This window comes from Methanospirillum hungatei JF-1 (assembly GCF_000013445.1).
Classification (GTDB): domain Archaea; phylum Halobacteriota; class Methanomicrobia; order Methanomicrobiales; family Methanospirillaceae; genus Methanospirillum; species Methanospirillum hungatei.
On the sequence record NC_007796.1, the window covers coordinates 722,757 to 735,434 of the forward strand.

The following is a 12,678-nucleotide window of genomic DNA, read 5'->3' on the forward strand; positions in this document are numbered from 1 at the left end:
GATTATCGAACACCATTTTTAGCGGAATGGACCTCACCTGGGTCACGGAAGGCAGGACCACGATTGCAGTGCCCTGCCAGAATCCTGACGTTCCCTTTCCGCCTGGCACAGCGCCCGTATTTTATAATTCCAGGATGGCACTGAATCGTGACAGTACCGTTCTTGTGGTACGGCAGACCCATCCACATTCATATCTGGATGCGATGGCCGCCTCCGGAATCAGGGGGTGCAGGGTCGGTTATGAAACCGGTGTTCCGGTCACCTTCAATGATCGGGATCAGTTGGCGATTGATCTTATCACGCATAATGTCCAGTCTCTTGGGATAAAGGCAGATATTACCTGTCGTGATGCGAACAGTCTGATGTCAGATGAGAAGTTCGGGTTTGTGGATCTTGATCCTTTTGGCACTCCTGCTCCGTTTATTGATGCTGCCATTCGTTCTTCGGGGAAGTATCTTGGCGTTACTGCAACTGATACGGCACCATTATGTGGTGCTCACCTGAAAGCAGGGATACGGCGGTACATGGCACGGCCACTCAATACCGAATACCATACCGAAGTTGGCCTTCGGATACTTCTTGGGAATGTTGCCAGGCATGCAGCGGTATATGACAAAGGGATTACTCCACTCTTCTGTTATGCCCATGAACATTTTGTCAGGCTTCATCTCCAGCTGAAGAGTAGTGCGTCGGCAGCTGACAAGAGTATTGCACGGCTTGGATACATTCATCAGTGTCCGAAATGCCCATACCGTTTGGAGGAACAGAAATTCTTCCCCGGGATTCATACCTGTCCGCTCTGCGGAGCATCATTAACTCCAACCGGACCACTCTGGACCGGATCAACCCATGATCCCAATATTCTTGCCGGGATGATAGAGGATGCTGAGACCTTTATCGCCGGTGATCCATCAGGACTATTAAAACTGTTAGCATTGTGCAGAGATGAGCCAGATATCTCCTTTAGTTATGATTATCATAAACTGGGGAAATTTTACCGGTTGTCACCAGGGCCGATCGATGTGCTGCTGAACCGACTCAGGGATAAAGGATACCGTGCAGGCCGGGTGCATTATTCCGGGTATGGTATCAAGACCGATGCACCGCTCGAAGAGATAAGGGATTGTATAAGTTCGTGAAGAATAAGGGAGAAAAAATTACCAGGGTTTTGGGATGAATGTATCTGCATTTATTATATTGACACAATCTTCTGTTGCCCTGATGACAAAGAGACCTTTCTTCTCTATGCTGCTCCGGTATCCTCTGTCAGGAATGCAACTGCCCCGTATACCCTTTTATCAGAATATTCCGGCATCCATATCTTTGTCATCTTCAGTTTTTTTTGAAATCCCTGAAATCTTCAGGCCGTAAGGTTGTTTTTACTTTGACAATCACGATATCAATGCCGTTTATTGCATTAATGTCAAATTCATAATCAATACCCTCCCGTTCCCCGGATCTCCCTTTTTATGATATCCGTAACTGCCATTCCCCGTTGGTTCAGGATGGGTATAATGTCTCGATCCACCAGGGTTTCAATTAATTTTCCCCACTATGATGTAAACAATCTTTCCAGTTTATTGAATCTTTTACCTGTCTTCTGAAACATCAGTCATAGTTTATCAAAAGTGAGCGGACCCTCAGTATTATCAGAGTCTGATGTCGGGGGAGTATTTGTCTTTGTTGAAGGTGGCATCTCCACAGTGATATCCATGTGATATCATCTAAAAAAAATAATTATCGTTCGATGATGATCTGCAGAATATCCTCATCTGCAAGGTTATGGGCAATACCTACCCGCTGTGCTTCATGTTTGACAGATGTGCCCCAGACACGTGCATATCTGAATTTATCAACAAAGTCACGATGCAATTTCCGACAGACGTCTTCAATTTTTGAACCGGTTCTCATGATGAGTGGTTCATCCATATCTGCAGGTCCTGCCTGGGGCTTGAGGAATATCCTGATAAATCCAAGTGCATTGTATATTGCATCCTTTAATTCTTCCATGTGGTAGCCGGTTGCTGCAGATATCATGATTGGTTTTTGTCCAAACCGCTCGGTAAGATCTTCTTCGATCTTCTTCCGGTCCTTTTCATCGATAAGGTCAACCTTATTGACAGCGATGATCGCCGGGATGTATACTCTGCTCCCCATGATTGCATCAATCAGGTCATCCTGGGTAGCATTTCCTCTGATAAGAATATCTGCACTTGCGATACGGTTCTCAGTCAAAATGGACCGGACTTCTTCGATATCCAGATCCAAGGTTCCAACCGCATTTAATCTGACCCCTCCCCGTGAGGTCTTTTTTATAGTAATATCAGGTTTTGGAACATTGACCCTGATACCTGCGTCGTATAATTCACGGAACAGGACGTCCACGTGTTTTTCATTAAAAACATCGACAAGAAGGACGATCATATCTGCATTTCTGACAACGGCAATGACTTCCTTCCCCCGGCCTTTTCCCATCGCGGCACCGGCGATAAGTCCGGGGATATCAAGGAGCTGAATTTTTGCGCCTTTATGTTCAAGAGCGCCGGGAACCACTGTCAGGGTGGTGAATGCATACGCTCCGGTTTCACTTTGAGTACCTGTGAGCACATTCAGGAGCGTGGATTTACCAGTAGAAGGAAAACCGACAAGAACCACCGTTGCATCGCCGGATTTTTTAACGGCATAGCCTTCTCCACCGCCACCGGCTTTCATCGCCCGGTTTACGGCTTCCTCTTTCATTTTGGCGAGTTTTGCTTTGAGCCGCCCGATATGCTTTGAGGTAGCCTTGTTATAAACGGTATTCTGGATCTCGTCCTCTATCTCCTTGATTTGATCCTCAATACCAGCCATGTATCCTAATACGTTCCCCTCTTGTACTCTTATATCTGTGGGATCATTTCAGGAAAAACCGGTTTGTTTATATATTTCAAATGATAACATTTAGAGGCACAGCTGATATAGTGTAGGGGTCAATCATGCAGGACTCTCACTCCTGCGACTGGGGTTCAAATCCCCATATCAGCATAATTTATCTTAAATATTTGAGGCTGTTGCACAAACACAAAAAAAGCTTAATATAAATTATTAAAGCTTAATTATATATATTATTAAGATCAATATATTATATGTCTCATCGCTATAACATGATTAGAGGATATGGTAATGAACAACAATTTTTACTCCCTGTCAATGCGATGGACTGGCTATCTGAAAATGATATTACTTATGGCATATTAGAAATTCTTTCGATTCTCGATATTAGTCCATTTATTAATAAATATCGTGACGATGGTCGCGGTTCTGCCTTTTTTGATCCTCGTTCAATGCTTGGAATAATAATTTATTCAATGATTCGTGGAGAAAAATCTAGCAGAAAAATTGAGATGTGCTGCCATTATGATATTGGATATCGGATTGTCGCCAATAATCTTACACCTGACCATACAACGATCTATCGTTTCAAGAAGAATAATTCAAAAGAAATCAAATCCCTTTTTAAACAATTATCTCAAATTATCGTAGAATCCGGGATAGCAAGAATCGGTGTCCTAGCCCTCGATGGATCAAAATTTGGCTGTAATGCCTCTTTATCAGCCAATAAAAAATTAAAATACCTTGAAGCAGAGCTAGGTCGGCTTTTTGATGAATCACAGGAAATTGATGAGTTAGAAAACGATGATATAAATATTCAGGATATGGAGATTAACCGACTACCTGAGCATCTTTCAACAAAAGAAAAACGAAAGGAAGTTCTTAATCGGGCTAAAGAGAAATTAATTGAACGACATGATATCGAATCTAAAAAACAAGAAGAAAAGATTCTGGACCGCGAAAAAGAAGAATTAGAATCGGGTAAAAAGAAACGAGGTAGAAAGCCTTTAGAGCCTAAAAAAGAGCCATCTTCAGATTCAAAAGTAAATCTCACTGATCCTGAAAGTCAGATAATGTCAACCACCAATGGCTGGATTCAAGGGTATAATGGGCAGATTATCGTTTCTGAAAATCAATTTATCCTCGCTGCAATGATATCAGATGAGCAAAACGATAAAAAATTATTAATACCTATGCTAAATGAACTCGAAGACCTTTTTACGGGTATTCATCCATCAATTTCGCCTAATATACTACTATCTGATGCAGGTTATTTCTCATACCCGAATTCTTTAGCAGAATTGGATTATGGCATTCAACTCATCATCCCTCCTTCTAAAGAAAGAAAAATTCCAGAATATTCAGATAATGATGGGTATATCTCACGAATGGAAATGATATGTCGGGCGATTTGTATGGGAGAAATAATCACATTTCCGGAATTGCAAAGTATCGGGACGTTTGTTTGGCAATCTTTTATGAACAGAGAGAAACAAGCAACAACTCAGGAAATTTGTAAACGAGTTATGGAAGTACGTGTGAAATCCCCCACTGGTAGAGAGTTATATCGAAAACGAAAATACATGGTCGAACCAGTTTTTGGTAATATGAAACATAATATGAGGTTTAGGAGTTTCTCTCAAAAAGGGAAAGAGAATTGCGAGGGAGAATTCTTTTTAGCTGCATTAGTGCATAATATAAAAAAACTTATCAGATTTGAGGGTATAGTTAAAATTAAAGAATTTGCTACGAATATTATAAAACCGTCAAGAGGTTCAGGTTTTTCCTATATTTTTGCAAACACAGTATGTAAAGTGGGAATTGATACATGCAGGTTCATACATCCATTAGTCTATTTTGGTTGATAGCTTAAGGGGTAGAGATCGATCATTTGTGATCCTGCATGATATTGATCATTGGTGCAACACCCTCATTTGATAATTTTAATTTCTCTGTTGTAATACCTTTTTCCAGATTGATACATCATTGCCGACCATAGAAATATTGCAGTCCTGGAATCATTCACTTGGAATTCTGAAGAAGAATATATCATAAAGAAATCCATACGAAACCTTGATTCACCGTTTATGGATTTGGCTGATGATGCCAGGTAAAAAAATTTAAAAAAAATTACAATTCAGACGATCAACCCAAGGGGGAGGTCTGTAGCACTCTACAAAGAAACTCTCACTGAGTAGAGCATCGATAAATTCTCGTTATTCACGTGTAATCTTGCACATTATGACAATGAAATACCGCAGAACCTATTTGTTGGCCTTCCCGGAGGCCCGGCTCCCGCTGACCGGTCTGTCAGATTAACAAAACTCAACCAGTTCAATCTCCCGATAAAATCCGGTAATGATACAATCCACAATTATGTCATGTAGGTATTTCACCTGTTAAACTCGGTTGATGTTGTCACCGGAGAAGATCCAGCAGCCATTCTAGAGAGTGGAGCAGAGAGCAATGTGACCTTCTTCCATGAAGTGCAATTATTTACACAGTTTTCTCTGGTGAGGGATCATAAGAACCGGATATACTAGGTAAAAACCGACACGAACCAGAACATTGGAAAGATCGATCTGAAGAAACTCGATTTTATTTCAGGATCCTATCAAAAAATTTCCAATAAATGCCCATATCCAGAAGAACCGTATGATTTTACCCGGAGTTTTACTAGATGAAGGAGCGACAGACCGATATACATTATTCGTAAATGCATGTATCAGAAGAGTGGTATTTCTATTCGTTCTGATGAGCGACTATAAATTCGTAACTTGAATAGGTGGATCGGATGGATCCGCCTGCCTTCCATGGTATGTGAACCTCCCTCATCACCATGGTTGCCCAGCCCGGCTTGAATCATCAGTCGCGATAGTGTAGGAATCCGGCAGAAGAACTCGTTCTCTTTCTCTGTGATCTGATTCGGTAACAGGTGCTGACGAGGAGGATATCGTATACATATTCGTCTGAAATGGTGGTTGCTGTCAGAGATTACTGGCGGCCTGATTTAGCCTGATATCCTGATAACAATAATCATCAGGGACCGGATACAAATGAATTGTATTCAAATAGTTCTTCCCAGATAGTATAACCAAGAAGTAGTATGGCTGATACATCAGATAACCAGACACCGGGAACCAATAAAATACCCTGGAAATGCACCGTTTGTGGGTTTCTGTTCACCGGAGAGAAACCCCCGAAAGGCTGCCCTCATTGTCATAGTCCGAGTGGTGAGTTCATACCGGTGCATGACAAGCCGGTTACCTGTCCGGTTGAGGATTTTGACGTCCTCATCATCAATGGAAGTTCTCACCGAGCTGGGAATACCGGGGTAATGGCCGATATTGCGGAAGAGGTCCTGAAGGAACGAAATATCTCATACCGGCGGTTTAACCTGAATGAATATACTATCGATAATTGCTGGTGCTGCTATGCGGTCAGGGCCCAGTCATGTGACTACCCCTGTCGGAATAATGATGATGACATGCATGTATTTCATGAGTTGCTGGCCAAGACAAAAGCGGTGATAATTGCTTCACCTATTAACTGGAACAACATGTCTGCCAGGCTGAAGACATTCCTGGACCGGACAACCTGTATGCAGAACCTCTATCATCTGCAAAAACCGGGTCTGACACAGGGGAAAGTAGTCGGGATTCTGGTCTGTGGTCATGAGGACGGAGGGATTACCACTGCCATGAATATCTTTCTGAACTTTCAGCAGCTCGGGTATATTCTGGCTCCCTTTGGGATTGCATACCGAACCCACGGGGCAGAATACTCCAGCAATGAGGATAGGGAGTTTTTCAGTACCGATGAGATGCTTCGGACCCATACCAGGGGTGTTGTCAATAATGTGATAGAGATGATTGATCTGAATATTGAAAGTCAGATAAAAGATAGGATAATTCCGGTTTCGGAATGATTTTTCTAAATTGAATTCCTTTTTTAATAATTTTTGAATATTTTTCCCGGACAAAACAATATTATCATATCACCGGTAATTCACATATCATGGCTGTATGGAAATGTAACATCTGTGGATATCTCTATAATGAAACAACCGGAGATCCGACCTCCTCCATACCACCTGGAACTCCATTTGCAGCAATCCCTGATACCTGGCGATGTCCGATCTGTCATGCAGACAAAACAGTCTTTATACAGGTGAGTGAAGCATCACCAGAAGGCACCCCATTCCCCACAGTTTCTGAAGCAATAATTGAAAACCTCGTTCACTTTGGTATCACAGAGTATTTCGGAGTTCCTGGAACGAGCAGTCTTGGGATCATTGATGCAATCAGGAAACATGAACGAGCGAATTTCACGCTCTTCCGACATGAAGAGAATGCAGCAATGGCCGCTTCAGCCTACAATAAGCTCACCGGAAAAGTAGCAGCATGTGTGACCATTGCAGGACCAGGAGCGACCAATCTTGCAACCGGTCTTTATGATGCCAAGGAAGATCGGGCATCCGTGCTCTCGATAAACGGACAGGTAGAGATGCAGTATGCCGGTCCGGGCGGTTTTCAGGAGATTGATCAGGATGCCTTTTTCAGGCCGGTTACGGTCTATAACAACACTATCTATGATAAAAAGATGGCTGTAAAGATCCTGACCGTGGCCGTTCAGCATGCCATTGTCAGAAGTGGCGTTGCACAAATTTCGGTACCGAATGATATCCAGAAACAGGAGATTGCTCCTGAACATACCGAGATCAGGGGAGTCATACCTTCACTTATCGTCAGACCGGATGCCCTGACCATACAAAAAGCCATTGAACTCATCGCTTCATCCAAAAATCCAGTTATTCTCGCCGGATGGGGTGCATGCCCCTATTCTGATCTGGTTGCCTCCTTCGCGGAGAGGATTGACGCTCCGGTTCTCTCGACCTTCCGTGCAAAAGGGATATTTCCGGATGACCATCCGATGTATGCAGGGATCCTCGGAACAGTCGGCTCGTCCGGAGCACGGACTATGGTTGAGAAGGCAGATCTGCTCATAACCCTGGGTGTCGGGTTTTCAAAAATGACCCGGGTGCCTGAGCATATCAGGATTCTTCAGATAGATTATGATCCTCTTCGTCTTGGGAAAGGAAAGGATACCCTGCCGGTGTATGGGGATGTCGGGGAGGTCATATTAGAACTTTTGTCGAAACTCCCTACATCTTCCCATACCCATGCACAAGAAAAGGTCAGTGCTGTGAAAAAACCCTGGGAAGAAGTCAGGAGAAAAGAGGCTGAAGATCTCTCTGTTCCCATTAGACCTCCTTTTATTATGGATGTTCTCTCCAGAGTAATCCCGCCGGATGCAATAATCTCCATAGATGTCGGGGAGAATGGATGGTGGTTTGGCAGAAATTTCAGAACACGTGGTCAGAAATTTGTCATGTCCGGCTATCTTGCTACCATGGGATTTGGATTTCCCGGAGCTATCGCCGGAAAAATTGCATACCCTGAAAAACCTGTCTTTTGCATTACCGGTGATGGGGGGTTTGCCATGGCCATGGGAGATTTTGTCACTGCAGTAAAAAACAACCTCCCGATGGTTGTGATAGTTCTCAACAATCATGAACTCGGAATGATTCGAGTCGAGCAGCAGCTGGAGCAGTATCCCAATTTTGCAACGAGTCTCCATAATCCGGATTTCGTGATGTATGCCAGATCCTGTGGCGGTGATGGTATCAGAGTTGAACAACCGGACGTGCTTGAACCAGCAGTGAAATGGGCAATGAATCAGCAATGTCCGGTTATTGTTGATGTGATAACTGATCCCCGGCGGTTTCCGTGAAAAATGAATCTAGGAATGTAGTAATATTTTTGGCATTCGAAAACAGAGGATATTTGTTCAATGGACTCTTACATATTCGGCCATAGTATGGGTATATTATGACATTCGCTCCGGAAATCAATCAGACATCGACTCATTCCGGGACCGGTTCCACTCTGGAATTAACAGAGGATAAAATTCTAAAAACATTCGAGAGAATTCATATCCTGGTTGATACTCGTTCAATCATCTTCTCTGCTCATGCACGGACCAGGATGTTCGAACGTGGCATTTCATCAGAGGATATATTACCTATCCTGTCAAAAGGAGAGATCATTGAAACTTATGATGACGATACTCCATGTCCCTCCTTTCTGATGCTTGGATATATTCACGATTCTGTGCTACACATTGTTATTGCAGTTTGTGAAGATCACATAAAAATCGTTACAGTATATCATCCGGATAATCGATGGATAAACGATAAAATGAGGAGATAAATAATGAAACCGGGATTGTGCCAGTTTTGTAAAGGAACAATGAAAGAAGGAAAAACGGAATTTATTGCCCATGTCAGGGATCAGGTAATTGTGATAAAAGATATTCCAGCCTTTGTATGCGAACGATGTGGGGAGGCGTGGTTTTCATATGAGACCTCAGAAAAAATCGATAAAGTTATGCAGGATGTTCATGCCGGAACAATCTGTGTCCGTCCGCTTGCTGCAGGTGAGATCGAATTACCAGCCTGAAACTATACTTGTCCTTAATAGGACTTATAGGATTACAACACCGATCGAATGATAAATTTCAGTTATTTTTTTCTTATCTGCCTGAAATAAATACGGATCTCTTAATACCCTTCACATTGGCCAGAAATGAAGTATCACCGGAATCGAAACAATAACCATTACTATCTCGAGCGGTAGCCCGAGTTTCCAATAATCCCCGAATTTGAGCCCGGCCGGACCCATAACCAAAGCATTCGACTGATGACCCACCGGAGTCAGGAAAGCACTGGAGGCTCCAACCACGATAGCCATCAGGAAGGGATCCGGCGAAACCCCAAGACCGGTTGCAATACTAAATGATATCGGAGCCATCAGGACGGCAGTTGCGGCATTATTGATGAGGGCTGAAAGCAGCATGGTCACGATAAGGATAATTGTAAGCAGGATCACCGGTGAAAGAAGATTCTGAAATGATAACAACGTTGATGCTATCAGTTCTGCTCCGCCGGTCTCCTCCATGGCCTGACCAACCGGAATAAATGCACCAAGAAGGATGATCACCGGCCAGTCAATACTCTCGTAAATCTCCCTGACCGGAACAAGGGAAATGAGGACCATCAGCAATGCAGCAAGAGTAAAGATGACCTGAACCGGAACAATCCCGAGAGCTGCAATCACGATTGTACCGGCAAAGATACCGACGGATTCGATGATCCGCTTTGGCTCTCCAATCTTGAGGCCCCGCTCTGCAAGAGGGAAACACCCGAGAATTTTGATAGCTTCCCGAAGTGCTCCCTCGGTTCCCTGAAGTAATAAGACATCACCGGCCTGAAACCTGATATCATTGAGCCGTTCCTTGAGAAGAACTCCCTGTCTTGCTACTGCAAGAAGATTAATTCCGAAACCTGCCCTGAGATCGATATCTCTCACATTCAAACCCAAAGCTGGAGAATCAGCCCTGATCGTGCCCTCCATCAGAATCCTGTCACCAGATTCAATAGTTTCCCGGTCTAACGTGACATGTTCCTCAAGTTGAAACCCGGTTGCAAGAAGAAATTTTTTCAGATCATCAAGAGCTGCCTGGACTATCAGAATATCATCGGCTTTTATTCGTTCATACATGTACGGGACCGGTCGTGCAAATGATCCCCGGATAAGCTGGATAATGGTAATTTTTGCATTGGTTGCCTTAATGATCTCCCGAAGTGCCTTCCCGGCATATTTTGATTCAGGTGGCACCCGTATCTCCGTAAGATAATTTTGAATCGTGAAAAAATCATCCAGTGAACCTGGTCCGGTTCGTTTTGGTACCAGTCGCCATCCGATCAGGGCGATAAAGAGGAAAGAGATGAACGCAACCCCAAGACCCACCGGGGTAAAATCAAACATGGCATAGGCCTGCCCGAGATGTTCCTCCCGAAATGCTGAGATGATAAGGTTTGGCGGTGTTCCAATAAGGGTGATCATCCCGCCCAGTTGTGATCCAAATGCAAGTGGGAGGAGAAGGATGGAAACCGGTACCAGGCTGGATCGTGCCATTTTAATTCCCACCGGCATGAGCAGGGCAAGGGCTCCAACGTTATTCATGAACCCTGAAAGTGTGATAACAAGGCCGGTGAGTGCAGAGACCTGGATGGTTGGCCGTTTTCCAACCTTCATAAGAGCTCCTGTAATCATCTCCACCACTCCGGCATTCAAAAGTCCCCGGCTGATCACCAGAACTGCAGCTACAGTGATGACTGCCGGATTTGCAAAACCGGAAAATGTCTGGGTCCAGGGAACTACTCCCAGAATTGCGGATACACACAACGCAAGAAGAGCAACGATGTCATATCGCATTCTCCCATCGATAAAGAGAGCAAGAGAAAGGATGAGGATAACAAAAACGATTATCTGATCAGCTGTTACCGACATCATTTCTTATACCTGTTGTGATAATTGGAACTAAAAATCTCTGATTCCTTTATTCTTGCACACTAATTTGGTTATGGTATGAAAATGGATATTATACTGGCCAGACCGGCCAGATGATCTTTCCGTACACTTCATTCAGAACCTGGGCAAGTCCGGTGTAGATTGCTGAAAACCCACAGATAATTCCTTCAATTCCTGCAATCTGTGTGATAGTCTCAATTCCGGTGATATCACCAAGAGCAAGGAGGAAGAACAGGATGGTCAGGGAGCCGAAGACAAATTGCAAAGCTCTGTTCAGTCGTAATGTTCCGATGAACATGATTCCGGTGAAGATGCCCCATATGATAAGGTATGAGGCCATGGCGATGTTGCCTCCGGTTCCGTCCACCAGATCTGCCGCCGGTAACAGGAGCAGCATCACCAGGGATATCCAGAAAAGGCCGTAGGAGAGAAATGCAGTCATACCAAAGGTATTATTCTTCTTCCATTCCATAAGTCCTGCAATAATCTGGGCAGTTCCTCCATAACATAGTCCCATTGCCAATATCATGGATCCCAGCGTAAATAATCCGGCATTATGCAGATTGAGCAGGACGGTTGTCATACCAAAACCAAGAAGCCCGAGAGGTGCAGGATTTGCAGTAAGTTCAGAGACGATCATTGATCCTGTTTCACTGATTTGTGTCATAGTGCCTCCTATAGTAATCTGGTCGGATTGAAGAGTGATTATCCTGTAAGGTATAAGAGGATATGGTGAGTATTTGATGTGGTACCTGGAAGGTTTTTTGCCCCTGTACATCAAATAAACGGGAGGTTTTTATATGAATCCTGAATGGTGCAATAGGTGTTGCAGGTGAGTGACCCAATCAATTCTGTAGATAGAAACGGAACAAAACGGAAATACATTAAACCCGGTCTTTCCGTAGATATTATCCTGAAACAGGATCAGCGAACTGGTAAGAAAACTCGCGGTATTGTCAGAGAGATTTTAACCGGTTCATCATTTCATCCGCATGGGATTAAAGTCAGGCTTACGTCTGGTCATGTCGGCAGGGTTTGTTTTATCCATCCGGATAGCCCCTGAAAATTTATCCGAGTCCGTGTTCTATCAAATCCGGATAAGAAAACAGTATATTGACCTTAAACCTTAATTTTTCCGATAATATATATTTCATAAAAACCACATGTAGGCCTATTCTCAAGGGCATCTTCCTACCGTATGTCTCTATGGAATAATCCTGAGGTCCTTATATAATCTCTCTGTTGGATTCAATATTGGGTCGCTATTATCAGGTTAATAGAGAGTTTTGATTGAGTGTTTTCATGAAGATATGAGGATTAAATGGGGTTGTGGGCAGTCTGATATAAATGCTATTGTAGCATTAATCTCATT

At 43.5% G+C, this 12,678-nt stretch carries 10 protein-coding genes and 1 tRNA gene; 8 read left to right on the forward strand and 3 right to left on the reverse strand.

Annotated elements, in window-relative coordinates; genetic code table 11:
- Positions 1-26: 26 nt before the first annotated feature.
- Positions 27-1,139 carry a tRNA (guanine(10)-N(2))-dimethyltransferase gene (locus MHUN_RS03290; protein ID WP_011447667.1) on the forward strand — a complete coding sequence of 371 codons (1,113 nt, stop codon included), beginning with the start codon at positions 27-29 and terminating at the stop codon, positions 1,137-1,139.
- Positions 1,140-1,737: 598 nt separating this feature from the next.
- On the opposite strand, the gene MHUN_RS03300 is transcribed toward MHUN_RS03290, so the two are convergent.
- Complete coding sequence (locus tag MHUN_RS03300) at positions 1,738-2,850, reverse strand: OBG GTPase family GTP-binding protein (RefSeq protein WP_011447668.1); 1,113 nt, start codon at positions 2,848-2,850, stop codon at positions 1,738-1,740.
- Positions 2,851-2,951: 101 nt separating this feature from the next.
- On the opposite strand from MHUN_RS03300, the gene MHUN_RS03305 reads away from it, so the two are divergent.
- From MHUN_RS03305 to MHUN_RS03330, 6 genes are all read left to right on the forward strand, one after another.
- Positions 2,952-3,024 (forward strand) — tRNA-Glu (locus MHUN_RS03305).
- Between the two features lie 101 nt (positions 3,025-3,125).
- The gene (locus tag MHUN_RS03310; RefSeq protein ID WP_011447335.1) at positions 3,126-4,736 is read left to right on the forward strand and encodes an IS1182-like element ISMhu2 family transposase; all 1,611 of its coding nucleotides are present in this window, start codon (positions 3,126-3,128) and stop codon (positions 4,734-4,736) included.
- Between the two features lie 1,241 nt (positions 4,737-5,977).
- Positions 5,978-6,799, forward strand: coding sequence for an NAD(P)H-dependent oxidoreductase (locus MHUN_RS03315; RefSeq protein WP_143709340.1), 822 nt, complete (start codon positions 5,978-5,980; stop codon positions 6,797-6,799).
- An 89-nt stretch (positions 6,800-6,888) separates the two neighbouring features.
- A complete protein-coding gene (locus MHUN_RS03320; RefSeq protein WP_011447670.1) occupies positions 6,889-8,664 on the forward strand; it encodes a thiamine pyrophosphate-dependent enzyme in 1,776 nt (591 codons plus the stop codon).
- Between the two features lie 98 nt (positions 8,665-8,762).
- The gene (locus MHUN_RS03325) at positions 8,763-9,143 is read left to right on the forward strand and encodes a DUF4258 domain-containing protein (protein ID WP_011447671.1); all 381 of its coding nucleotides are present in this window, start codon (positions 8,763-8,765) and stop codon (positions 9,141-9,143) included.
- 3 nt (positions 9,144-9,146) lie between these two features.
- Entirely contained in the window at positions 9,147-9,392 is a 246-nt protein-coding gene (locus MHUN_RS03330; RefSeq protein WP_011447672.1) for a type II toxin-antitoxin system MqsA family antitoxin, read from the forward strand.
- Positions 9,393-9,503: 111 nt separating this feature from the next.
- Here MHUN_RS03330 and MHUN_RS03335 read toward each other — a convergent pair whose 3' ends face one another.
- Both MHUN_RS03335 and MHUN_RS03340 read right to left on the reverse strand, forming a co-directional pair.
- Positions 9,504-11,288: an SLC13 family permease gene (locus MHUN_RS03335; protein WP_011447673.1), complete on the reverse strand. Its 1,785-nt coding sequence runs from the start codon at positions 11,286-11,288 to the stop codon at positions 9,504-9,506.
- An 88-nt stretch (positions 11,289-11,376) separates the two neighbouring features.
- Positions 11,377-11,973, reverse strand: coding sequence for an acetate uptake transporter (locus MHUN_RS03340; RefSeq protein WP_011447674.1), 597 nt, complete (start codon positions 11,971-11,973; stop codon positions 11,377-11,379).
- Positions 11,974-12,138: 165 nt separating this feature from the next.
- Between MHUN_RS03340 and MHUN_RS03345 the strand changes: the two genes are divergently transcribed.
- Positions 12,139-12,369, forward strand: a complete 231-nt coding sequence (locus tag MHUN_RS03345; protein WP_011447675.1) for a YwbE family protein — start codon at positions 12,139-12,141, stop codon at positions 12,367-12,369.
- Positions 12,370-12,678 lie beyond the last annotated feature (309 nt).